The sequence below is a fragment of the Blastococcus sp. SYSU D00820 genome, assembly GCF_054050695.1.
On record NZ_JBJGZW010000012.1, the window covers coordinates 77,735 to 101,662 of the forward strand.

A 23,928-nucleotide genomic window follows, 5' to 3' on the forward strand; every position below is an offset into this window, starting at 1 on the left:
CCCTCGGAGGTCCTCATGGCTACGACTCGTCCCACCGGTCGCCCCGCCGCTCGCAGGGCCGCGATCGTCGGCGGCAACCGGATCCCCTTCGCCCGGTCCAACACCGCCTACGCCCAGGCGTCGAACCAGGACATGCTGACCGCGACGATCGACGGGCTGGTGGCCCGCTTCGGCCTGCAGGGCCAGCAGGTCGGGGAGGTCGTCGCCGGCGCCGTCCTCAAGCACGCGCGCGACTTCAACCTCACCCGCGAGGCGGTGCTGGGCTCGAAGCTCTCGCCGGCCACCCCCGCCTACGACGTCCAGCAGGCCTGCGGCACCGGCCTGGAGGCCGCCGTCCTGGTCGCCAACAAGATCGCCCTCGGCCAGATCGAGTCCGGCATCGCCGGCGGCGTGGACACCACCTCCGACGCCCCGCTGGCCGTCGGTGACGATTTGCGCCGGGTGCTCATCTCGCTGAACAACGCCAAGACCGTGGGCGAGCGGCTCAAGGCCCTCGGGCGGATCCGGCCGGGCATGATCGCCCCCGAGATCCCCCGCAACGCCGAGCCGCGCACCGGCCTGGCGATGGGCGACCACGCGGCGATCACCGCCAAGGAGTGGGAGATCGGCCGCGAGGAGCAGGACGAGCTCGCCGTCCGCTCGCACCGCAACATGGCCGCCGCCTACGAGCGCGGCTTCTTCGACGACCTGGTGACGCCGTACCTGGGCCTCACCCGCGACAACAACCTCCGGCCGGACTCCTCGGTGGAGAAGCTCGCCAAGCTCAAGCCGGTCTTCGGCAAGGGCGACCCCGCGGCCACGATGACGGCGGGCAACTCGACGCCGCTCACCGACGGCGCCTCGACCGTGCTGCTGGCCTCCGACGAGTGGGCGGCCGAGAAGGGCCTGCCGGTGCTCGCCCACCTGGTCGACGCGCAGACCGCGGCGGTCGACTACGTGCACGGCGGAGAGGGCCTGCTGATGGCGCCGGTCTACGCGGTGCCGGTCCTCCTGGCGCGCAACGGCCTCACGCTGCAGGACTTCGACTTCTACGAGATCCACGAGGCCTTCGCCTCCACGGTGCTCGCCACGATGAAGGCCTGGGAGGACCCGGCCTACTGCAAGGAGAAGCTCGGCCTCGACGCCCCGCTCGGCTCGATCGACCGGTCGAAGCTCAACGTGTACGGCTCGTCGCTGGCGGCCGGGCACCCGTTCGCCGCGACCGGCGGCCGGATCGTCGCCTCGCTGGCGAAGATGCTGCACGAGGCCGGCCCGGGCAAGCGCGGCCTGATCTCCATCTGCGCGGCCGGCGGCCAGGGCGTCGTCGCGATCCTCGAGTCCTGATCCGCCGCCTTTCGCGCGCGAAAGGCGCCCCTTCTCGTCCTTCCTCGCCTCTCGTGCGCGAGAGGCACATCCGTGAGGAGAACCTGTGAGCGACTGGTACCGCGACTTCGCCAACTCCGGCGTCGGCGCCACCCTCACCAAGCGGCTCGGCCTGCCCCGGCCGGCCGTGCTGCGCCGCTACGAGCCCGGGCAGCCGCTGCTGCCGGGGCCGGCGGTCATCGGCTCGGCGGGTGAGGGCCGGCTGCGCGACACGGTGACCGCCGTCCTCAAGGACGCCGGGGTCACCGTGCTCAGCCCGGTCGTGGCCGACGGCAGCACCGACGGGGAGAAGCCCGCCGCGGTCGTGCTCGACGCCACCGGCGTCACGACCCCGGGCCAGCTGGCCGCGGCGCACGACTTCCTGGCCCCGGCGATCAAGCGGCTGCGCCCCTCCGGGCGGGTGCTGCTGCTCGCCGACCCGCCGGCCGCCGCCGACGGCCCGGCGCAGGCCGCCGCGCGCCAGGCGCTGGACGGGCTGGTCCGGTCGATCGGCAAGGAGCTGCTGAACGGGTCGACGGCGAACCTGCTGTACGTGCCCGAGGGCGCCGAGGCCGGTCTCGCCTCGCCCCTGCGCTTCTTCCTCTCCGGCCGCTCGGCCTACGTCGACGGGCAGGTGGTCACGCTCTCGGCCGCCGACGTGCCGGCCGGCGAGGACGAGCAGCGGCCCCTGGCGGGCGAGGTCGCCGTCGTCACCGGGGCCGCGCGCGGCATCGGCGCGGCGATCGCCCGGGTCATGGCGCGGGACGGCGCGCACGTCGTCGCCGTCGACATCCCGGCCGCCGGGCAGCAGCTGGCCGAGGTCGCCAACGAGATCGGCGGGACGGCGTTCCAGCTCGACATCACCGCCGCCGACGCGCCCGCCCGCCTGGTCGAGCACCTGCGCGAGCGGCACGGCGGGGTCGACGTCGTCGTGCACAACGCCGGCATCACCCGCGACAAGCTGCTGGTCAACATGGACGCCGCCCGCTGGAACTCGGTCATGGCGGTGAACCTGCAGGCCCAGCTCGACATCACGCAGGCGCTGCTGGACGCCGACGGCGTGCTGCGCCCCGACGCGCGGATCGTCTGCGTGAGCTCCCAGTCGGGCATCGCCGGCAACCGCGGACAGACCAACTACGCGGCCAGCAAGGCCGGGATCATCGGCATGGTGCGTGCCTGGGCGCCGGAGTTCGCCGCCCGCGGCGCCACGATCAACGCCGTCGCGCCCGGGTTCATCGTCACCGAGATGACCGCGAAGATGCCGTTCGGCACCCGTGAGGTCGGATCGCGGATCAACTCGCTGCAGCAGGGCGGGCTGCCCGTCGACGTCGCCGAGACCATCGCCTGGCTGTCCCAGCCGGGCAGCGCCGGGGTCAACGGCCAGGTCGTGCGGGTGTGCGGCCAGTCGATGCTGGGGGCGTGATGGCTCCCCCCGCCACGACCCCGACCGTCCTGGAGTCGGCGCCCTCCATGGGGGCGCTGTTCGCCCGGGCCGCGCTCACCACGTGGGGCCGCGGCGGCGACCTGCCCGCCACCCGGCTGGCCCGCCGCGGCGTGCCGCTGGATGCGGGGGAGGTCGCCGCCTACGCGCGGGTCTGCCGCTTTCCGTTCGGCGACACGCTGCCGGCCACGTACCTGCACGTGCTGGCGTTCCCGCTGCAGGTCGCGCTGATGAGCGACCGGGCGTTCCCGCTGGCCCTGCCGGGCCTGGTGCACGTCCGCAACCGCATCGACGTGCTGCGGCCGGTCCGCCTCGACGAGCAGGTCGACCTCGAGGTGTGGGCCGAGCGGTTCGCCCGGCATCCACGCGGCGCGACCGTCGACCTCTGCGCGTCGGTCACCGCCGGTGGCGCCGAGGTCTGGCGCGGCCGCTCCACGTACCTGGCCCGCGGAGCGCGGACCCCCGAGGGGGCGCCGGAGGCCGACGTCGAGGTGGCCGTCGGCGACCTGCCGCCGGGCACCATCCGCTGGCGGGTGCCCGACGACGCCGGGCGCCGCTACGCCAAGGTCTCCGGCGACGTGAACCCGATCCACCTGTCCGGGCTGACCGCCAAGGCGTTCGGCTTCAAGCGGGCGATCGCGCACGGCATGTGGGTGAAGGCACGGGCGCTGGCGGCGCTGTCCGGGCGGCTGCCCGAGGCGCTGACGGTCGACGTCGCGTTCCGCAAGCCGCTGTTCCTGCCCTCGACGGTCGCGCTGGCCACCGCCCCCGCCGGCGGCGGCTGGGACCTCGCCGTCCGCAACGCCGGCAGCGGCACCGAGCACCTGCTGGGCGCCGTCCGCCCGCGCTGACCCGAGCGGCCCGGAGGCCGGCTCCCCGCGTGCGGAGCCGGCCTCTCGCCGTCCCGGGTACCGGAATGCGATCGGACTGAACGGTTCCGCACAACGCGGGTGTCCCGCTCTGGGCGGAATCGGGCGCCGCTGCCACCTGCGCGGACGCACCGCAGATAACGATCCGGTCACGGCACGCCCCACCCGTCCGGCTCCGCGCGGCGTGCCGGGAGGGCTCCGTCCGCCGTGGTCCCGTGCTGCCCGTCCGGCTCTCCCCGGACCAGCGAGCCCGGCGCGATCCGGGCCCTCTCCGAGGAGTTGGCGTGTTCCAGGCACCATCCCGTCGTGCCCTCGGCCTCGCGGCCGTCGGCGCGATCGCCATGTCCACAGCGGTGCTGAGCGTGAGCGGCGTCGCCTCCGCGCTCCCGGCCGAGCCCCAGGCCTTCGGCTTCACCACCGACGCCGACCGCGCGACCGAGAACGACCTCCAGCTGATCGGCGGCTCCGGCTTCACCGTGCCGGCGGGCTACTGCTCCGTCGACTGGTTCGTCCTCGGCGGCAACGGCGGCTACAGCCAGTGGCCGGCCGAGTCGTCCGGTGCCTCCGGCGGCATCCTGGAGGGGCGCACCCCCGTCACCGCCGGGCAGACCTACCACCTGAGCGGCGGCACCGCCGGTGAGCCCGGCACCGAGACCGAGGGCGGCGCCGGCGGCACCAGCACCGCGACCCCGCCGGTGCCCGGCCAGCCCGGCGTCCCGATCGAGGAAGAGGAGCCCGACCCGCTCCCGCCGGCCCTCGCCGGTGCGACCACCGTCGTCGGTGGTGGCGGCGGCGGTGGCGCCGGCTCGGTCGTCAGCGGTCCGGACGGCTTCCTCCTCAAGGCCTTCGGCGGCGACGGCGGCGGCGGCGAGGCCGGCGGCGCCGGTGCGGTCGTCGGCACCACCCCGGGCCAGAACGTCGTGAACGCCCCCGGCTGGGAGGTGGTCACCAACGGCGTCAACGACTACGGCAGCGACCGCGACGGCATCATCGAGGGCTACGTCGAGCCCTGCGCGGTGCTGCACCCGCCGCTGGCCCCGACCGGCGTCACGGTCGTGGACGGCGTCGGCGAGGTCGAGGTCACCTTCGCCGAGGCGTGGGACGACGAGGTCGCCGCTGCCGACGAGTGGGAGTACCGCCTCAACGGCGGCGCGTGGACCACGGCCGACGTGGACACGAGCGCCTATCCGCTGACCTTCGTCGCCGACGGGCTGACCAACGGCACCGCCTACGACATCCAGGTGCGCGGCGTCAGCGACACCGACGGTCCCGGCGCCGCGAGCGCGGTCGTCACGGGCCGCCCCTACGCCCCGGCCAGTGCCCCGACCGGCGTGACCGTCACCCCGGGCGTCGCCTCGGTGAAGGTCGGCTGGGCGCCGGTCACCACCCCGGGCAGCTACGCCATCGACCACTACGCGGTGGACCTGATCTGGTCCGGCGGTGAGATGGGTGGCCGCGAGCAGGACGTGTGCGCCCCCGCGCTCGACGTCTTCAGCTGCGTCGTCGGCCTGGACACCCAGGCGGGCTACACCTACCAGGTCGTCGTGACCACGGTCGACGTGCACGGCCACGTGGGCGACGACTCCACCTGGTACCCGGTGGGCGCGCCGGCCGACCCGGCCGTCCCGTCGTCGGTGCCGGCCTCGAACGGCCCGCTGCAGCTGCCGGCCGGCCAGAGCAGCACCATCGCCGCGGGCTCGAAGATCGTCCTCAGCGGCGACGGCTACCTGCCCGGGTCGACGGTCACCCTGATCGCCTACTCGTCCCCGCAGGTGCTCGGCTACACCGTCGCCGACGCCAACGGCCACTTCGAGGTCGAGGTGACCGTGCCCGCGGGCCTGGCGTCCGGTTCGCACACGCTGGTCGCCTCGGGCGTCGACAGCGCCGGCAACACCCGCTTCGTGACCGTGCCGATCACCGTCACCGGTGGCGTCACGGGCTCCGGCGGGCTGGCCTACACCGGTGCCGACATCGCCGTGCCGGCCTTCGGCGGCCTCGCCGCCCTGGCCATCGGTGGCGGGCTCGTGCTCGCCGGCAAGCGCCGCCGCACCGCGGCCGAGTAATCCCCACCCGGCTCCACCACGGCGGCCGTCGTCCCCTCCGGGACGGCGGCCGCCGTGCCGTTCCCGGGCGGTCCTGGCGGGTCCGCACAGCCGGCCGGTCGACTCCTCGTGGATGTGCGCCCGCCACCGACCTGCGGGAACACGCTTATAGTCACGAAACGGTCACGGACCGTGGCATCTGCCCGGCGGAACGGCGTCGTACCGGCACGTCGTGGTCCTGTTCTGCCCGTCCGGCAGCGGACGCGCGTGCCCGGCGCCCCCCGGGCGGAGTACCGGGAGTCGGCGTGCACCTCGCTCCACCGTCCCGGCGAGCGCTCGGCCTGGCGGCCGCAGGCGTCCTCGCCCTGTCCAGCACGGTCCTCGCTCCCGGCGGCGTCGCCGCCGCCGAGACCGCGCCCGCCCCGCTCACCTACAGCACGGCGGAGGGCCAGGCAGACGTCGTCGTGCCCGCGGGCTACTGCTCCGCCGACTGGGTGGTCATCGGTGCCCGCGGCGGTGCCGGCAGCGGGGGCGAGGCCGGCGCCCCCGGTGGTGAGGTGCGGGCGACCACCCCGGTCACCGCGGGGCAGATCCTCACCCTCCGCATCGGCCTCGAGGGAGGCGACGCGAGCTCGGTGCCCGGTACCGGCGGCTCGAACGCCTACGACGGCTACCGCGGAGCCGACGGCGGGGACGACGGCGACGGCGGCCTCGGCGGCGGCGGTGGCGGCGCGTCGGTGGTCCGGGTAGTCGGCGGCCCCGACCTCCTCGTCGCCCACGGCGGCGGCGGTGGCGGCGCGACCGGCGGCACGGGCGGCGCCGCGGGCATCAACGTCACCGGGGGCGCGGGCGCGACCGTCGGCTTCGACGGCACGACCGACGCGCCGGGGGGCTCGGCCTTCACCGGGCCGTGGGGCCTCATCACCGCGACCGTGAAGCCGTGCACCGCGCCGGGGGCGCCGACGGTGGCCAACGTCTTCGTGGACGGCACGACGCTCACCGTGCGCTTCGCGCCGGCCGCGCAGACCGCGGGTCAGGCCCCGGCCACCGGCTACGAGCTCAGCCTCGACGGCGGAGCCACCTGGGCGGCGCTGTCCACCATCGACGCCGGTGGCGGCCGCCTCCAGGGCGTGCGCACCGCCTCCTACGGCACCCAGCGCGTCGCGGTCCGTGCGACCAGCGGCGTCGGCGCCGGCCCCGCCAGCCCGGTGGTGACGCAGGACGTGCTGCGCGTGCTCGGCACGCCGACGGCGGTCACCACGACCGTCGGCACCTCCTCGCTCGAGGTCGGCTGGGCGCACCCCGCCGACCGGACCGGCATCACCGGCTACGTCGTGGAGGCCACGCCCCAGGTCGGCGCCGACCACGAGGGTGCCTGGCCCGACGCCGTGCGCTGCCTCGCCGCCGCCGCCGACACCAGTTGCCTGCTGGGCGTGACCCCCGGGTTCGCCTACCGGGTGACCGTCGCCGCCTTCGGTGCCAACCGCACCTTCCACCAGCAGTTCCCGACCCCCGTCACCACCGCGGTGGTGCCGTCGCTGCAGGTGCCGGCGACGGTCCCCGCCGCCTCCGGCCCCCTGGACGCGGGGCCGGCGACGGCCGACCCGGTGCCCGCGGGCGCCGAGGTGACCCTCACCGGCTCGGGCTTCCTGCCCAACTCCACCGTGACCCTGGTCGTCTACTCGACGCCGACCGTCCTGGGCACGGTCACCACCGACGGCGCCGGCGCGTTCACCACCACGGTCACGCTGCCGGCCGGGCTGCCGGCCGGCGCGCACACGCTGGTCGCCTCCGGGGTGGACCCCGCGGGCAACCCGTACCACCTGACCAGCGGGGTGACCGTCACCGCCTCGGGCGGCGCTCCCACGGCGACGGCCACCTCGGCCACCGGGCCGGGGGTCTCCGGCGGTCTGGCCTCCACCGGTGCCGACATCGCCGTGCCGGCCATCGGCGGCCTCGCCGCCCTGGTCGTCGGTGGCGGGCTGGTGCTCGCCGGCCGGCGCCGCCGCCCGGCGGCCGAGTAGGCCCGGCCCCACCACGGCGGCCGCCGTCCCCCGCGCGGGGACGGCGGCCGTCGGCGTTCCGGGGCCCGTCCCGACAGGTCACGGAGAGGTCACGGCCGACTGTGACCCTTGACACGGGATAAGTAAGGACGGTGTCCTAACAAATGTGACGACCACGGACATCCCGCCAGGCCAGCGCCGGCTGCTCCGGCCCACGGCCAAGGTCCTGCCCGAGGACGCTCGCGCGCACAACCGCTCGATGGTGCTCCAGCACCTGTTCCACACCGGTCCCCGGTCGCGCGCGGAGCTGGCCCGCGTGACCGGGTTGACCCGGGTGACCGTCTCCGACCTCGTGGGCTCGCTGCTGGAGGAGGGGCTGGTCTCCGAGCTCGGTCTGCGCACCGAGGGCAAGGTCGGCAAGCCCGGCCGGCTCGTCGGGCTGCGGACCGACGCCTTCTGCGTCCTGGCCGTCGACCTCGCCGACGACGAGCGGATGCACGGCGCCGTCCTCGACCTGGCCGGCCGCGTGCAGGAGCGCCGCACGGCCACCGTCCGCGGGCTGACCGGCTCGGCCGCGTACGAGTCGCTGCTCGGGCTCTGCCGGGAGCTGGCCGACCTCGCCACCCTGCCCGTCCTCGGTGCCGGCGTCGGCTCGCCCGGCGTCATCGACCCCAGCGGCACGGTGGTCCAGGCGCCCAACCGCGGCTGGTACGACCTGCCGCTGGCCGCCGAGCTCGGTGCGGCCCTGCAGGTGCCGGTGCACGTGGCCAACGACGCCAACACCGCCGCGCTGGGGGAGTTCACCTACGGCGGCGCCTCCGGCAGCGGCCTGATGGTCCTCACCGTCGGCGGCGGTGTGGGTGCCGGCATCGTCGTCGACGGCGCGCTGGTGCAGGGCGGCCAGCACGCGGCCGGCGAGCTCGGCCACGTCACTGCCGTCGACGAGCGCGACGACCTCGACGGCGCTCCGCTCGGCCGCCCGCAGGACTGCGCCTGCGGCCGCCGCGGCTGCCTGGAGACCGTGCTCTCCGTGCCGGCCCTGCGCCGGCGCGTCGAGGGTCTGGCGCCCGACGCCGCGGCCGCCGCGCTGGCGGCGGTGGGCCGGCGGCTGGGCATCGTGCTGGCCCCGGTGGTCAGCGCCCTGAACCTCTCCGAGGTCGTGTTCAGCGGCCCCCGGGAGCTGTTGGACGGCCCTCTCCGGGAGGCGGCGCTCGCCGCGCTGCGGGAGCGGACCATGCCGGTCATCAGCGGCAACGTGCAGCTGCGGATGACCTCGCTCGGCGAGGACGGTGCCCTGGCCGGGGCCGCCGTGCTCGTGCTCTCCGGCCAGCTCGGGGTGTCGTGACCACCCCGAGCCGGCTCGGTGCACGTCGGAGAACCGATCCCCTGAGGCGGCGCTGCCCGGCACCGTCCGCGTCCATCGGAAGGAACCCCAACATGAGAAGCGTACGCACGGGTGGGCTGGCCGCCGCCCTGGTCGCGCTGTTCGCCGTGTCCGCGTGCGGCGGCGGCGCGGAGGCCGACAGCGACGAGGCCACCGAGGTCCGCCTCTGGCTGAACGGCACCGACACCCCGCAGGAGCTGCGGGACTACCTCGTGGAGACCTTCGAGGCCGACCACCCCGGCACCACCCTGGTGATCGAGGAGCAGGACTGGAACGGCCTGGTGCCGCGGCTGCAGACGTCGCTGGCCAGCGAGGACCAGACCCCGGACCTCGTGGAGATCGGCAACACGCAGAGCCCGACGTTCACCTACGCCGGCGCCTTCTCCGACATCAGCGATCTCTACGAGGAGCTGGGTGGCGACTCGCTGCTGCCGGGCTTCGTGGAGGCCGGCACGGTCGAGGACACCCTCTACGCGGTGCCCTACTACTCCGGTGCCCGCGCGGTCTTCTACCGCAAGGACCTCTTCCAGGCCGCCGGCGTCCAGGTGCCGACGACGCTCGACGAGTTCGGTGACGCGGCGGTCGCGCTGCAGCAGGCCAACCCGGCCGGGACGCCCAACTTCTCCGGCTTCTGGTTCCCCGGCCAGGACTGGTACAACGGCATCGCCTGGCTGTTCACCCGCGGCGGCGACATCGCCGTCCAGGACGGCGACCAGTGGACCGGCGCCCTCTCCAGCCCGGAGTCGCAGGCGGCGCTGACCGAGGTCCAGCAGCTGTTCGCCACGGCCACCAGCGCGCCGCGCGACGCCGACTCCAACGAGCCGTGGGTGCCGTTCAACAACGGCGAGGCGGCCATGTTCTCCGCCCCCACGTGGGCCCGCTGGAGCATCGACCTGCCCCAGTGCAACAAGGGCGTCGACCCCGACGACGACTCGCCGGAGGCCGAGGCCCTGCTGGCCGAGCAGCAGGCCTGCAACGAGGAGCTGACGGGCATCTTCCCGCTGCCCGGCGAGACCGCCGGGGAGCCGGCCACCGTGTTCGCCGGTGGGTCGAACATCGCCATCCCCGCGATGTCGCAGAACCAGGAGCTCGCCCGCGACCTGCTGCGGATCATCTTCAGCGAGGAGTACCAGACGATGCTCGCCGAGAACGGGCTGATCCCCGGCAACAGCGAGTACGCCGACAGCCTGGGGAACGACGTCTACGCGCAGGCCGCGCTGGCCGCCGCGGTCGACGCCCGGCTGACGCCCGCGGCCGAGCGCTGGGCCGACGTCGAGGGTGCCCGGATCATGGAGGACTTCTTCCAGCAGATCGCCAGCGGGGCCGACGTCGCCGAGGCGGCGGCCGAGGCCGACCGGCTCCTCGAGGAGACGCTCAACTGACCGCCCGACCGGAGCGGGGGCGCGCTGCCCCCGGGCTCGCGCACCCGCTCCGGTCCCGCTCCGCGGGAGTGTCCATGTCCGCACCACCGCTGCCGTCGGCGGCCGAGGCGCCGCCGGTCCCGGCCGGTCCGCCGGCCCGTTCCGGCGCCACCGATCCGGACCGCCGCCGGCGCCGCCCGCTGCGGTCCCGGCTGGGGCCCTACGCGCTCGTGGTCCCGGCGCTGGTCCCGGTCGTCGTCGGCCTCGGCTACCCGCTGGTCCGCCAGTTCGTCCTCTCCTTCCAGGAGTACGGGCTGGCCCAGCAGTTCGGCCGGCCGGCCGAGTGGGTGGGGCTGCGCAACTACACCGACCTGCTGGGCGACCCCTACGTGTGGGGCGTCATCGGCCGGTCGGTGGCCTTCTGCCTGGTCAACGCCGGGCTGACCATGGGCATCGGCGTCGGCCTGGCGGTGCTGATGACCAAGGTCGGCCGGGCCGCGCGGACCACGCTGCAGATCGCGATGCTGCTGGCCTGGGGCACCCCCGTGCTGGCCACGCTCACCGTCTGGCAGTGGCTGTTCGACTCCCAGTACGGCGTCGTCAACTGGCTCCTCGCCGAGCCGCTGGGGATGGCGGAGTGGCGCGGCCACTCCTGGCTGGTCGAGCCGGCGTCGTTCTACCTGCTCGCCACGGTGATCGTGGTCTGGATGAGCGTGCCGTTCGTCGTCTTCTCGGTGTACGCGGCGCTGCTCCAGGTGCCGGCCGAGTGCGTCGAGGCCGCCCAGATCGACGGCGCCAACGCCTGGCAGCGGTTCCGTCACCTGGCGCTGCCGCTGGTCAAGCCGGTGCTGTTCGTCGTCGGGCTGCTGCAGGTGATCTGGGACCTCAAGGTCTTCACCCAGATCTACGTGCTGCAGCGCGCCGGTGCCCCCACCCGCGACACCCACCTGCTCGGCACCTACATCTACTCGCTGTCGAGGGAGTTCTCCATGGCCGGCGCCATGGCCACGGTCATGCTGCTCCTCACGCTGGGCCTCACCGGGTTCTACATCCGCCGGATGCTGCGCGAGGAGGACGCGTGAGCGCCGCCGTCCCGCCCGCGACCGCGGTACCGGTCCCCGGCGGCAGCGCCGCCGCGGCCGGGGCCCGGCGGTCCCGTCCCCGGCGCACGCCGCCGCGGCGCCGGGTCGTCCGCTGGCTGCTGGGCACCCTCGCCGTCGTCGTCGCGGTGGTGTGGGCCTTCCCGATCTACTGGATGGTCAGCAGCGCCTTCCTGCCCACCAACCGGCTGCGCAGCCCGGAGCCGACCTTCTTCCCGGCCGACGGGACGCTGGCCAACTTCCGGGCGGTCTTCACCGACCCGTCGTTCTACGCGTCGTTCAAGGTCTCCCTGGCCGTCACCGGCCTCACCCTGGCCGTCGCGCTGCTGTTCGCGTTCCTCGCCGCGGTCGCGTTGAGCCGATTCCGTTTCCGGGGCCGGAAATCGTTCATCGTGACCATTCTCGTGGTGCAGATGATCCCCGCGGAGGGATTGTTCATCTCGCAGTACGCCATGCTCGACGAATGGGGCCTGGTGAATGCCGTCCTGGGCCTCACGGTCGTCTACGTCGCCGCCATTCTCCCGTTCACCGTCTGGATGCTGCGGGGATTCGTGAACGGCGTTCCGCTCGAACTCGAGGAGGCGGCGATGGTCGACGGGCTGTCCCGCACCCGGGCCTTCTTCCGGATCACCTTCCCGCTGCTGGCACCGGGCCTCGTCGCCTCCGGCGTCTACGGGTTCCTGCAGGCGTGGAACGAGTACACGCTGGCCCTGGTGGTCATGACCGACCCCGAGGAGCGCACCCTGCCGCTGTGGCTGCAGGGCCTCGTCGAGGCCAACCGGGCGACCGACTGGGGGGTGGTCATGGCCGGCGCCACGCTCATCGCCGTGCCGGTGATCGTCTTCTTCCTCCTGGTGCAGAAGCGCATGAGCGCCGGCCTGGTGGCCGGGGCGGTGAAGGGGTGAGCGGCGCACCGACCCCGGGGGCGGGCTGGTCGGCCGGCCTGGACATCGGCGGCACCAAGGTGCTCGGCGTCCTGCTGGACGGCGAGGGCACCGTCCGGGCGTCGGTCCGGGTGCCCACCCCGCGCGGCACCGACGCGGTCGTCGGCGCCGCGGCCCGGGTGGTCGAGGAGCTCTGCGCCGCCGGCGGCCCCGCGGTGGCCGAGCTGGCCGGCGTCGGCGTCGGGGTGCCCGGCCTGGTCGACCCGGTCACGGGCGCGGTGTCCCACGCGGTGAACCTCGACATCGACGAGCGGCCGGTGGAGCTGGCGCCGCTGCTCGCCGACCGCCTGGCCGGCGTGCCGGTCGCCGTGGAGAACGACCTGAACGTCGGCGCGGTCGGCGCCGCCCGGGTGCTCGGCCTGGACGGCGACCTGGCCCTCCTGGGTCTGGGCACGGGCGTGGCCGCCGGCCTGCTGCTCGGCGGCGAGCTGCGCCGCGGGCACGGGGGCGGGGCCGGCGAGATCGGGCACATCCCCTACGACCTCGCCGGGCCGCTGTGCCCGTGCGGCCAGCGCGGCTGCCTGGAGCTCTACGCCTCGGGCTCGGCGCTGGACGTCGCCTGGCCCACCGGCGGGCGCCGGCCGGCGGCCGCGGAGGTGTTCGCGCGGGCGGCCGCGGGCGACCCGGGGGCGGTGCGGGTGCGCGACGGCTTCGTCGCCGCGGTGGCCGCCGCCGTCCGGCTGCTGGTCCTCACCTGCGACGTCGAGCACGTGGTGCTCGGGGGCGGGGTGGCCGAGCTCGGTGGGTCGCTGCTGGACGCCGTCCGGGGCGAGCTGCGGCGCCAGGCGGCGGGCTCGCCCTTCCTCACCAGCCTGGCCATCGCCGACCGGGTGCAGGTCGTGCCCCGCGAGGTGCCGCTCGCGCCGATCGGGGCGGCGCTGACCGCCCGGGAGTGGGCCGCGGCGCTGGTGCCGTCGGTCCCCTCCTGAGGAGGCGGTGCGCCGTGGAGGTCGTCGTCCTCGCCGACGCCGACGAGGTGGCCCGCTTCGGTGCCGAGCGGGTGGCCGCGGTCGTCACCCGGCGGCCGGCCGCGGTGCTCGGCCTGGCCACCGGGTCCTCGCCGACCGGCATCTACGCCGAGCTGGCGCGGCGGGTGGCGGACGGGCGGCTGGACTGCTCCCGGGTCACCGGGTTCGCGCTGGACGAGTACGTCGGCATCCCCGCCGGTCATCCGCAGAGCTACGCGGCGGTGATCGCGGCGCAGGTGACCGGCCCGCTCGGGCTCGACCCCCGCCGGGTGCACGTGCCCGACGGCCGGGCCGACGACCTCGCGGCGGCCGGTCCGGCCTACGACCGGGCGATCGCCGCGGCCGGCGGCATCGACCTGCAGCTGCTGGGGATCGGCGCCAACGGCCACATCGGCTTCAACGAGCCGACGTCGTCGTTCGCCTCGCGCACCCGGATCAAGACCCTGGCGCCGCGCACCCGTGCGGACAACGCCCGCTTCTTCGACTCCCCCGACGAGGTGCCCACCCACTGCCTGACCCAGGGGCTCGGCACGATCCTCGAGGCCCGCGAGCTGCTGCTGGTCGCCCAGGGGGAGGCCAAGGCCGAGGCGGTCGCCGCCGCGGTGGAGGGCCCGCTGGCCGCCGTCTGCCCGGCGTCGGCGCTGCAGCTGCACCCCCGCGCCGGCGTCGTCGTCGACGAGGCCGCGGCGTCCCGGCTGCGGCTGGTCGACTACTACCGGCACACCCACGCCGGCAAGCCGGAGTGGCAGCGGCCCTAGCCGTGGAGGCGGCGGCCGTCCGCCCAGACCTGCGTGACGGACCAGTCCGCCCCGAGGACGACGGCGTCCGCGGCGTACCCCGGCGCCAGCCGGCCCAGCCGGTCGCCCAGCCCCAGGGCGGCGGCCGGCACGGCGGTGACCGCGGCCACCGCGGCGACCGGGTCGAGCCCGACGACCTCGACCGCCGTCCGGAGCGCGGCGTCGAGGGTGAGCGTCGAGCCCGCGACGGTGTCCGTGCCGGCCAGGCGGGCGACCCCGCCGGTCACGGTGACCGCCCGGTCGCCGAGCCGGTAGTCGCCGTCGCCGGCGCCGGCCGCGGCCATCGCGTCGGTGACCAGCGCGACCCGGCCCGGCGCCGCGCGCAGCAGGAGGCCCGCCGCCGCGGGGTGCACGTGCACGCCGTCGAGCACGAGCTCCAGGGTCACGCGCGGATCGGCGACCGCCGCGCCCACCGGCCCGGGTGCGCGGTGGTGCAGCCCGGGCATCGCGTTGAAGGCGTGCGTGAGCAGCCGCGCCCCGGCGTCGAAGGCCCGCACGGCGCCGGCGAGGTCGGCCTCGGTGTGGCCCACGGCCACGGTCACCCCGGCGGCGGCGAGGGACGCGATCGCGGCGGTCGCGCCGGGCAGCTCGGGAGCGACGGTGACCTGGCGCAGCGTGCCGGCCGCGGCGTCGAGCAGCCGCGCGACGTCGTCCGGGGCCGGGGCGCGCAGGGCGGCCGGGTCGTGCGCGCCGCACCGGGCCGCGGCCAGGAACGGGCCCTCCAGGTGCGCGCCGAGCACGAGGGGGTCGGCCGCGGTCAGCTCCGCGGCGGCGGCCAGCCGGGCCTCCAGCACCGCCACCGGCGCGCTGACCAGGCTGATCACCGACCGGGTGGTGCCGTGCGCGCGGTGCAGGTCGAGCGCGGTGAGGGCGGCCGCCGGCCCGTCGTCGACGGCGGCGCCCCCGCCGCCGTGCACGTGCAGGTCGAGGAAGCCCGGCGCCAGCCACGCGCCGGCGAGGTCGACCAGCTCGTCGGCCGGGGGGAGCGGGCCGGTGCCCGTGGCGGCGACGGTGGGCCCCTCGAAGAGCACCCACGCGCCGTCGACGACGCCGTCGGCGTCGACCTTCCGCGCGCCGGTGAGGAGCGTGCGCCGGGAGGTGGTCACCGGCCGCTCAGCGCCTCGGCGACCGCCTGCGTGCTCACCCGGGCCGCGCCGTGGGCGGCGATCGCCGGGCCGGTGGTGAGGTCGGTGTCGTCGGGCATGCCCAGGGCGGCCAGCACCGCGTCGGGCCGGCCGGCGGTGAGTTCCCGCAGCCAGGCGACCTGGTCGGGGTCGCGGTAGGCGTCGCGGACGGCGACCACCAGCGGCGCGCCCGCGGCCCGCCCGAGCACCTCCGGCACCGGCAGCTCCCCGGCCGCCCCGCTCACCGACCCGCGCAGCAGGCCCCGGTCGCGCAGCGGCCCGGCCACGCTCCACGGCGCGTCGCCGACGGCCATGTTGGCCGGCGCGCGCAGCTCCACGACCACCGCCGGCGCGGTCAGCGGGGAGACCTCGCGCAGCCGCAGCGCCGCGCGGGCCGCCGTGAGCCCCACGCCGTCGGCGACCGGCAGGTCTGCCGCCGTCCGGGCGTCCCGCCGCCGGGCGCGCAGCACGGCCACGCGCCCGGCCGCCTCCGCCAGGCGCTGCTCGGTCAGCTCGCCGGCGCGCAGCGCCCGCGCCACCTCGCGGTGCAGCGCGGCGCGGTGCTCCTCGCCGTCCTCGGCACCGAGCAGCAGCAGGTCGGCACCGGCGGCCAGGGAGAGGGCGCCGGCACCGGCGATGCCGTGGGCGGCCCGGACGCCGGCCATGTCGAGGGCGTCGGTGACGACGACGCCGGAGAAGCCCAGCTCCCCGCGGAGGACGTCGCCCAGCAGTCGGCGGCTCAGCGTGGCCGGCACGTCGTCGAACGCGGGGAAGACGACGTGGGAGGTCATGACCAGCTCGGCGCCGGCCCGTACGGCCGCCCCGAACGGCGGCAGCTCCCGCCGGCGGACGGTGCCGGCGTCGGCGTCGACGACCGGCAGGCCCAGGTGGGAGTCGACGGTGGTGGCCCCGTGGCCGGGGAAGTGCTTGGCGCAGGCCGCCACCCCGGCCGCCTGCAGCCCGCGCACGTACGCCGCTCCGTGTCGGGCGACCAGGTCGGGATCGGCCCCGAAGGAGCGCACGCCGATCACCGGGTTGCGGGGGTCGCTGTTGACGTCGACGGAGGGGGCAAGGTCGACGTCGACCCCGGCGCGGCGCAGGTCGGCCCCGATCGCGGCGGCCACCGCGGTGGTCAGCGCCTCGTCGTCGACCACGCCGAGGGCGAGGTTGCCCGGGTAGCTGCTGCCCACCAGGTACTCCAGGCGCGTGACGTCGCCGCCCTCCTCGTCGAGGGCCACCAGCGCGTCGGGCGCGACCGCGTGCACCGCGCCGGCGAGGGCCCGCACGCGGGCGGCACCGGTCTCCGGCGGCCCGTCGACCGGCACCAGGTTGGCCCCGTACAGGCAGACGCCGGCCATGCCCTCCTCGAGGGCCTGCCCGACCCACCGGGGCAGCCGCGCGCCGGCGAAGCCGGGCATCAGGCAGGCGTCCACCAGCCGTTCCACTGTGCCCATGGCCCTGCCGTCCGGGAGTCGGGGAATGGTGCGCCGGGAAATGGCGCGCTGCGGATCGTAGCGCCGTTCCGGGAAATCCGGGCCGGTTCCGCCGAGGCTGTTCCGGAGATCGGCGGAAAGCGGCCGGGGAGCCCTTTCCGGGGAGGGGGTGCGGCGCTAGATTGGGCGTCGCACCCGGGGTCCCTCCCGGCCATTCCGGTCCGCCGGGAAATGGTGGCGGTGCTCGGCCCACGACTGCCCGGAGGCGCCGCGATGGCGACCGTGACCTACGACCGCGCGACGTGCTCCTACGCCGGCGCCGACCGGCTGGCGGTCGACGCGCTCGACCTCCGGGTGGACGACGGCGAGTTCCTCGTCCTCGTGGGGCCGTCGGGCTGCGGCAAGTCCACGTCGCTGCGGATGCTGGCCGGCCTCGAGCACGTCGACGAGGGGCGCATCCTCATCGGCGACCGCGACGTCACCGACGCCCCGCCCAAGGACCGCGACATCGCGATGGTGTTCCAGAACTACGCGCTCTACCCCCACATGACCGTCGCGGACAACATGGGCTTCGCGCTCAAGATCGCCGGGGTGGGCCGGGCCGAGATCCGGGAGCGGGTGGTCGAGGCGGCCCGGCTGCTGGACCTCGAGGAGTACCTGGAGCGCCGGCCCAAGGCGCTGTCGGGCGGCCAGCGGCAGCGGGTGGCGATGGGGCGGGCCATCGTCCGCCGTCCGCAGGTCTTCCTGATGGACGAGCCGCTGTCCAACCTCGACGCCAAGCTGCGAGTGCAGACCCGCACCCAGATCGCCTCGCTGCAGCGCCGGCTCGGCGTCACCACGGTGTACGTGACCCACGACCAGGTCGAGGCGATGACCATGGGCGACCGGGTGGCGGTGCTCAAGGACGGCCTGCTCATGCAGGTCGGCACCCCGCGGGAGCTCTACGACCGGCCGCGCAACGTCTTCGTCGCGGGGTTCATCGGCTCCCCGGCGATGAACCTGTTCACCCTGCCGGTCACCGACGGCGGCGTCTGCTTCGGCGACGAGCTGTACCCGGTGGAGCGGTCGCTGCTCGACCGGGCCGGCGACGCGGAGGTCGTGCTCGGCGTCCGCCCGGAGGATCTCGCCGTCGGTGCGACCGGCGCGCCCCTGGAGATCGACGTGGTCGAGGAGCTGGGTGCCGACGCCTACGTCTACGGGCAGCTCCGGCTCGGCGACCGCACGCTGCCGGTCACCGCGCGCGTCGACGGCCGGCGGCCGCCGACGAAGGGCGACGTGGTCCGCGTGACACCGCGGCGCGGGCAGGTGCACCTGTTCGCCGCGGGCAGCGGGGAGCGCCTGGCCGGCTGACCGGCCGGGTGTAACGGGGCGGTTGCGATCGCCGTCCCGACCTGCGGGAACCGGGCACCAGGAGCAGGGTCGGGGACGGACGACGCCGCCGAACCACCCGGAGGTCCCCGTGCGCACGAACCGACTCCTGACCCTGGCCGCCGCCGCAGCGCTCGTGCTCACGGCATGCGGGGGCGGGGAGAGCGTCGACACCGGCGGCGGCGGCGAGGGTGCCGGGGACGCCGCGCTCGTCGCGGCGGTCAGCGCCCAGCCCAACGACCTCGACCCGCACACCACGACGGCCTACGCCAGCTTCCAGGTGCTCGAGAACGTCTACGACACCCTCGTGGTGCCCAACGCCGAGACGCTGGAGATGGAGCCCAGCCTCGCCGAGTCGTGGGAGACCAGCCCGGACAACCTGAGCTGGACGTTCACGCTCCGCGACGACGTCACGTTCCACGACGGCAGCACCTTCGACTCCGCCGACGTCGTCTACTCCTACCGGCGGATCATCGACGAGGAGCTGTCGAACTCCTACCGGTTCGCCACGGTCACCGACGTCACCGCGCCCGATCCGCAGACCGTCGTCCTCACGCTGTCGCAGCCCACGCCCAACCTGCTGGAGCTCATCGGCGCCTTCAAGGGCATGGCGATCGTGTCGGAGAACGCCGGCGACGAGTTCGACCTCTCCTCCGAGGCCAACGGCACCGGCCCCTTCGCGCTGGAGAGCTCCGACGCCAACGCCACCGTGCTGACCCGCTTCGACGACTACTGGGGCGGCGCGCCGAGCATCACCGGCGTCGAGTTCCGCTACATCAGCGAGCCCACGGCGGCGCTCACCGCGCTGCGCAACGGCGAGGTGCAGTGGACCGACAACGTCCCGCCGCAGGACGTCGAGAGCCTGGGCGACGACGACGCCGTCGAGCTCGGCACCGCCGTCGGCGTCGAGTACTGGTACATGTCGATGAACTACGACGTCCCGCCGTTCGACAACCGGGACGTCCGCCGCGCGATCGCCACCGCCCTCGACCGCGAGGAGATCGCCGAGGCCGCCCGGTTCGCCGCGGCCCGCCCGAATCAGACGGCGATCCCCGAGAGCAGCCCCTACTACCTGGACTACGCGCCGTTCACCGCCGACCAGGACGCCGCCCGGCAGCTGCTGGAGCAGGCCGGCGTGCAGACCCCGATCACGATGGGCCTGATGGTCACCAGCGAGTACCCCGAGTCGGTGGCCGCCGCCCAGGTCATCGCCGCCCAGCTGGAGCCGATCGGCATCGAGGTCGACATCCAGGAGGAGGACTTCGGCACCTGGCTGGACCGCGAGGCCGAGGGTGACTTCGACGCCTTCATGCTCAGCTGGCTGGGCAACATCGACCCGGCGGACTTCTACGAGCAGCAGCACCTGTCCGACGGCGTCAACAACTACCAGGGCTACAGCAACCCGCAGGTCGACCAGCTGCTCACCCAGGCCGCCACCGAGGTCGACCCGGCCACCCGCAAGAGCCTCTACGACCAGGCCGCCACGCTGATCGTCGACGACGTCTCCTACCTGTACCTGTACAACCCCGACGTCGTGCAGGCCTGGGTGCCGGGGCTGACCGGGTACACCGTCCGCGCCGACCGGGCGATCAACTTCGAGACCGTGGTACTGCCCTGACCGGCTACCTGCTCCGGCGGGTCGGCCAGGCCGCCGTCGTCCTGGTCGGGGTCAGCCTCGTCGTCTTCGCGCTGATCCACCTGGTCAAGGGCGACCCCGTCAAGATCGCCCTCGGGCCGCGGTACTCGCAGGAGACCTACGACGCGCTGAGGGAGCGCAGCGGCCTGGACCTGCCCCTGGTCGAGCAGTACTTCCGGTGGGCCGGCCACGCGCTCACCGGTGACCTGGGGGTCAGCTTCAAGTACGGCGACACCGTGACCAGCATGATCGCCGAGCGGCTGCCGGCCACGCTGACGCTGGCGCTGGCCTCGCTGGTGGTGGCGTTGCTGATCGCGCTGCCGCTGGGGATGCTCTCGGCGCTGCACCCGCGGACGTTCGTCGACCGGGCGGCCACGGTGATCAGCCAGATCGGCATCTCGGTGCCCGACTTCTGGCTGTCGATCATCCTGATCCTGGTCTTCGCCGGCACGCTGGGCTGGCTGCCCTCGGGCGGCTACGTGCCCCTGACCGAGGACCCGCTGGGCTGGCTCGAGCGCCTGGTGCTGCCGGCGATCGCGACCGGTGTCGTCTCCGGCTCGGTGATCACCCGGTTCGTGCGGTCGAGCATGCTCGAGGCGCTGGGCTCCGAGCACGTGCGGACGGCGCAGGCCAAGGGGCTGCCCACCCGGCAGGTGCTCAGCTGGCACGTGCTGCGCAACGCCCTGCTGCCGCTGGTCACGGTGACCGGCGTGCAGCTGGCCTACCTGCTCTCCGGCGTGGTGGTCGTGGAGATCGTCTTCTCCTGGCCGGGGCTGGGCCAGCTGGCCTTCCAGGCCGTCCGCGACCGCGACTACCCGGTGCTGCAGGGCGCGGTGCTGCTCTTCGCGCTCGTCTTCCTCGTCATCAACCTGCTCGTGGACCTGCTCTACAGCCGGATCGACCCGAGGATCTCCCGCCGATGACCTCCCTGTCCAAGCCCGGGGCCACCCCGGCCGAGCCGCCACGGTCGGAGCCGCCGCGGTCCGAGCCGCTCCCCACGCTCGGGGCGGCCCGCCCGCGCTGGCGGGAGACCCTCGGCCTGCTCGCCCGCAATCCGACCGCGGCGATCTCCGCGACGGTGCTGGTGCTGCTCCTGCTCATGGCCGTGTTCGACGAGACGATCGCGCCGCAGGGGCCCAACGAGCAGGACATCGCCAACCGGCTGCAGCCGCCCAGCGGCAGCCACTGGTTCGGCACCGACGAGTACGGCCGCGACGTGCTCAGCCGGGTGGTGCTCGGCGCGGCCACCTCGCTGCGCGTCGGGTTCCTCGCCGTCGCGCTCGCGCTGGTGGTGGGCACGCTGATCGGCCTGCTGGCCGGCTTCTACGGCCGGTGGGTGGACGACGTCCTCATGCGGCTGATGGACATGCTCTTCGCCTTCCCGGCGGTGCTGCTGGCGATCGCGATCGTCGCCATCCGCGGCGCCGGCCCGGGCAACGCGATCATCGCGATCGGCATCGTCTACGTGCCGATCTTCGCCCGGGTGACCCGCGCCAGCGTGCTCGGCGTGCGGGAGGAGGTGTACGTGCGGGCCTCGCGCTCCGTCGGCGCCTCGGACCTGCGGCTGCTCACCCGGCACGTGCTGCCCAACGCCGCGCCGCCGATCATCGTGCAGACCTCGATCAGCCTGGCCTTCGCCGTCCTGGCCGAGGCGGCGCTGTCCTTCCTCGGGCTGGGGCCCAAGCGGCCCAACCCCTCGTGGGGGCTGATGCTCGCCGACGGCCGCGGGTACATCGAGCAGGCCTGGTGGCTGGCGTTCTTCCCCGGCATCGCGATCGTGGTCACCGTCCTGTGCTTCAACCTGCTCGGGGACGGGCTGCGCGACGTGCTGGACCCGCGGCAGCGGACGCTGATGGCGGGCGGTGGCCGGTGAGCGGACAGGGGCGTGAGCATCGCAGCGAGGAACGAGCGAGGAGCGGAGCGCCCCGCGGGAGCGAACAGGTGACGGTGAGCGGACCCGTGCTGGAGGTCGCGGACCTCCGGGTGCGGCTGCGCACGCCGCGCGGCCCGGCCGAGGTCGTCAACGGGCTGGACTACACCGTCGGTCCGGGGGAGACCGTCGCCGTCGTCGGTGAGTCCGGCAGCGGCAAGAGCGTCTCGGTGCTGGCGCTGATGGGCCTGCTCCCGGAGCGGACCGCGACGGTCACCGGCCGGGCGCTGCTGCAGGGCGAGGACCTGCTGACCATGTCGCCGGACCGGCTGCGCCAGGTGCGCGGGCCCGGCGTCGGCATGGTGTTCCAGGACCCGATGACGTCGCTGAACCCCGTGCTGACCGTCGGCCGGCAGCTGGCCGAGGGCATCCGCGCGCACGAGCAGCTGTCGAAGGCCGCGGCGCGGCAGCGGGCCGTCGACGCGCTGGCCGAGGTGGGCCTGCCCGACCCGGCCAAGGCGGTGGACCGGTATCCGCACGAGCTCTCCGGCGGCATGCGGCAGCGGGTGATGATCGCGATCGCGCTGAGCAATTCCCCGGCGCTGCTGATCGCCGACGAGGCGACCACGGCGCTCGACGTGACCGTGCAGGCCCAGATCCTCGACCTGGTCGCGCGGCTGCAGGCCGAGCGCGGCACCGGGGTCATCTGGATCACCCACGACCTCGGGGTGGTCGCCGGCATCGCCGACCGGGTGCTGGTCATGTACGGCGGCCGGTGCGTCGAGGACGGCACGGTGGACGACGTCCTGGAGCGCCCGGCGCACCCCTACACGCGCGGCCTGCTCGGCGCGCTGCCCGATCTGGCCGCGCCGCTGCCCGACGGCACACTGCCCGACCTGGCGACGATCCCCGGCGTTCCGCCGCCGCCGACCGACCTGCCGCCCGGGTGCGTGTTCTGGCCGCGCTGCCCGGTGCGCGGCGACGCCCGGTGCGAGACCGAGCAGCCACCCCTGGTGCCCGTCCGCCGTTCGCGCGCGGACGGCGGGCTGGTGCACCGGGCCGCGACGTGGTGCGAGGAGGCCTCGTGAGCGACGACGTCCTGGTCTCCGCGCGGGGGCTGGAGGTGCACTTCCCGATCCGCTCCGGCACGCCGTTCCGCCGGGCGACCGGCGCGCTGCGCGCGGTGGACGGCGTCGACCTGGACATCCGCCGCGGCGAGACGCTGGGCCTGGTGGGGGAGTCCGGCTGCGGCAAGTCGACGCTGGGCAACGCGCTGCTGCGGCTGGTGCAGCCAACCGGCGGCACGGTGACCTTCGACGGCATCGACGTCACGGCGCTGGGCCGCCGGGAGCTGCGCGACCTGCGCCGCCGTGCCGGCATGGTGTTCCAGGACCCGTTCGCCTCGCTCGACCCGCGGCGCACCGTCGCCCAAACCGTCGCCGAGCCGCTGGAGGTGCACCGGCTGCGCACCGGCCGCAGCGAGATCGCCGCCCGGGTCGGCGAGCTGCTGGAGCTGGTCGGGCTGGACCCCGCGGTGGCCGGCCGCTATCCGCACGAGTTCTCCGGCGGGCAGCGCCAGCGGGTCGGCATCGCGCGGGCGCTGGCCGGCGAGCCGGACTTCCTGGTCTGCGACGAGGCGATCGCCTCCCTCGACGTCAGCGTGCAGGCCCAGGTGCTCAACCTCCTGCGCCGGCTGCAGCGGCAGCTCGGGCTGACCCTGCTGTTCATCTCGCACGACCTGTCCGCCGTCCGGCATCTCGCCGACCGCATCGCGGTGATGTACCTGGGCCGGGTCGTCGAGATCGGCCCGGCCGCGGCGGTGGGCAGCGAGCCGCAGATGCCCTACACGCAGGCGCTGCTGTCGGCGGTGCCGGTGCCGCATCCGGAGCTGGAGCGGTCGCGGCAGCGGATCGTGCTGCGCGGCGACGTCCCGTCCCCGTCGGCGGTGCCCAGCGGCTGCCGGTTCCGCACCCGCTGCCCGTACGCCTTCGAGCCGTGCCCCGACGTCGATCCGGCGCTGCAGCCGGTCGGCTCGGCGCCGGGGCACGTGGCCGCCTGCCACCTGCACGGGGTCGTGGGGACCCCGGTCGAGGTGGATGCCGGGGCCGGCGCGCGGCCGCCCGCCTGAACTCGCTTGCCCGAGGCGTCGCCGGCTGCCATGGTCCTCGCGATCTCCGACCCGGACCGCAGGAGGTGAGACCCGTGCCCACGACGTCCGCAGCGGGTGCTCCCCCGCAGTCCGCGACG

19 protein-coding genes are annotated in these 23,928 nt (G+C 75.1%); 17 read left to right on the plus strand and 2 right to left on the minus strand.

Translation table 11 applies throughout. The features are described from left to right. The first annotated feature begins 15 nt into the window (after positions 1–15). The 11 genes from ACI79R_RS14085 (at position 16) to nagB (ending at position 14,211) form a co-directional block, all read left to right on the plus strand. The gene (locus ACI79R_RS14085; RefSeq protein WP_456574261.1) at positions 16–1,323 is read left to right on the plus strand and encodes an acetyl-CoA C-acetyltransferase; all 1,308 of its coding nucleotides are present in this window, start codon (positions 16–18) and stop codon (positions 1,321–1,323) included. Between the two features lie 85 nt (positions 1,324–1,408). Continuing rightward, complete coding sequence (locus ACI79R_RS14090) at positions 1,409–2,764, plus strand: 3-oxoacyl-ACP reductase (protein ID WP_456574262.1); 1,356 nt, start codon at positions 1,409–1,411, stop codon at positions 2,762–2,764. Beyond that, positions 2,764–3,633, plus strand: coding sequence for a MaoC family dehydratase (locus ACI79R_RS14095; RefSeq protein ID WP_456574320.1), 870 nt, complete (start codon positions 2,764–2,766; stop codon positions 3,631–3,633). The genes ACI79R_RS14090 and ACI79R_RS14095 overlap by 1 nt, the downstream gene beginning before the upstream one ends. A 302-nt stretch (positions 3,634–3,935) precedes the next feature. Further along, entirely contained in the window at positions 3,936–5,714 is a 1,779-nt protein-coding gene (locus ACI79R_RS14100; RefSeq protein WP_456574263.1) for a hypothetical protein, read from the plus strand. Between the two features lie 284 nt (positions 5,715–5,998). Next, positions 5,999–7,717, plus strand: a complete 1,719-nt coding sequence (locus tag ACI79R_RS14105; protein WP_456574264.1) for a hypothetical protein — start codon at positions 5,999–6,001, stop codon at positions 7,715–7,717. 145 nt (positions 7,718–7,862) lie between these two features. Next, a complete protein-coding gene (locus ACI79R_RS14110) occupies positions 7,863–9,041 on the plus strand; it encodes an ROK family transcriptional regulator (RefSeq protein ID WP_456574265.1) in 1,179 nt (392 codons plus the stop codon). Between the two features lie 92 nt (positions 9,042–9,133). Next, positions 9,134–10,462 carry an extracellular solute-binding protein gene (locus tag ACI79R_RS14115; RefSeq protein ID WP_456574266.1) on the plus strand — a complete coding sequence of 443 codons (1,329 nt, stop codon included), beginning with the start codon at positions 9,134–9,136 and terminating at the stop codon, positions 10,460–10,462. Between the two features lie 74 nt (positions 10,463–10,536). Then, positions 10,537–11,523, plus strand: a complete 987-nt coding sequence (locus tag ACI79R_RS14120; protein ID WP_456574267.1) for a carbohydrate ABC transporter permease — start codon at positions 10,537–10,539, stop codon at positions 11,521–11,523. Continuing rightward, on the plus strand, positions 11,520–12,446 hold the full coding sequence (locus ACI79R_RS14125) for a carbohydrate ABC transporter permease (RefSeq protein WP_456574268.1): 927 nt from the start codon (positions 11,520–11,522) through the stop codon (positions 12,444–12,446). The genes ACI79R_RS14120 and ACI79R_RS14125 overlap by 4 nt, the downstream gene beginning before the upstream one ends. Continuing rightward, positions 12,443–13,414, plus strand: a complete 972-nt coding sequence (locus tag ACI79R_RS14130) for an ROK family protein (protein WP_456574269.1) — start codon at positions 12,443–12,445, stop codon at positions 13,412–13,414. Before ACI79R_RS14125 ends, ACI79R_RS14130 begins: the two co-directional genes overlap by 4 nt. Before the next feature lie 14 nt (positions 13,415–13,428). Further along, positions 13,429–14,211, plus strand: a complete 783-nt coding sequence (gene nagB / locus ACI79R_RS14135; RefSeq protein ID WP_456574270.1) for a glucosamine-6-phosphate deaminase — start codon at positions 13,429–13,431, stop codon at positions 14,209–14,211. On the opposite strand, the gene nagA is transcribed toward nagB, so the two are convergent. Both nagA and ACI79R_RS14145 read right to left on the minus strand, forming a co-directional pair. After that, the gene (gene nagA / locus ACI79R_RS14140; protein ID WP_456574271.1) at positions 14,208–15,356 is read right to left on the minus strand and encodes an N-acetylglucosamine-6-phosphate deacetylase; all 1,149 of its coding nucleotides are present in this window, start codon (positions 15,354–15,356) and stop codon (positions 14,208–14,210) included. The genes nagB and nagA overlap by 4 nt on opposite strands. Continuing rightward, positions 15,353–16,828, minus strand: coding sequence for a glycoside hydrolase family 3 protein (locus ACI79R_RS14145; RefSeq protein WP_456574272.1), 1,476 nt, complete (start codon positions 16,826–16,828; stop codon positions 15,353–15,355). The genes nagA and ACI79R_RS14145 overlap by 4 nt, the downstream gene beginning before the upstream one ends. A 252-nt stretch (positions 16,829–17,080) precedes the next feature. Here ACI79R_RS14145 and ACI79R_RS14150 point away from each other — a divergent pair, with 252 nt between their 5' ends. From ACI79R_RS14150 to ACI79R_RS14175, 6 genes are all read left to right on the plus strand, one after another. Next, entirely contained in the window at positions 17,081–18,157 is a 1,077-nt protein-coding gene (locus tag ACI79R_RS14150) for an ABC transporter ATP-binding protein (protein WP_456574273.1), read from the plus strand. A gap of 109 nt (positions 18,158–18,266) precedes the next feature. Next, on the plus strand, positions 18,267–19,793 hold the full coding sequence (locus ACI79R_RS14155) for an ABC transporter substrate-binding protein (protein WP_456574274.1): 1,527 nt from the start codon (positions 18,267–18,269) through the stop codon (positions 19,791–19,793). Positions 19,794–19,801: 8 nt separating this feature from the next. After that, on the plus strand, positions 19,802–20,734 hold the full coding sequence (locus ACI79R_RS14160; RefSeq protein ID WP_456574321.1) for an ABC transporter permease: 933 nt from the start codon (positions 19,802–19,804) through the stop codon (positions 20,732–20,734). Further along, positions 20,731–21,684: an ABC transporter permease gene (locus ACI79R_RS14165; RefSeq protein ID WP_456574275.1), complete on the plus strand. Its 954-nt coding sequence runs from the start codon at positions 20,731–20,733 to the stop codon at positions 21,682–21,684. The genes ACI79R_RS14160 and ACI79R_RS14165 overlap by 4 nt, the downstream gene beginning before the upstream one ends. A 74-nt stretch (positions 21,685–21,758) precedes the next feature. Further along, complete coding sequence (locus ACI79R_RS14170) at positions 21,759–22,769, plus strand: ABC transporter ATP-binding protein (protein ID WP_456574276.1); 1,011 nt, start codon at positions 21,759–21,761, stop codon at positions 22,767–22,769. Next, positions 22,766–23,809: an ABC transporter ATP-binding protein gene (locus ACI79R_RS14175; protein WP_456574277.1), complete on the plus strand. Its 1,044-nt coding sequence runs from the start codon at positions 22,766–22,768 to the stop codon at positions 23,807–23,809. Before ACI79R_RS14170 ends, ACI79R_RS14175 begins: the two co-directional genes overlap by 4 nt. Positions 23,810–23,928: the final 119 nt, after the last annotated feature.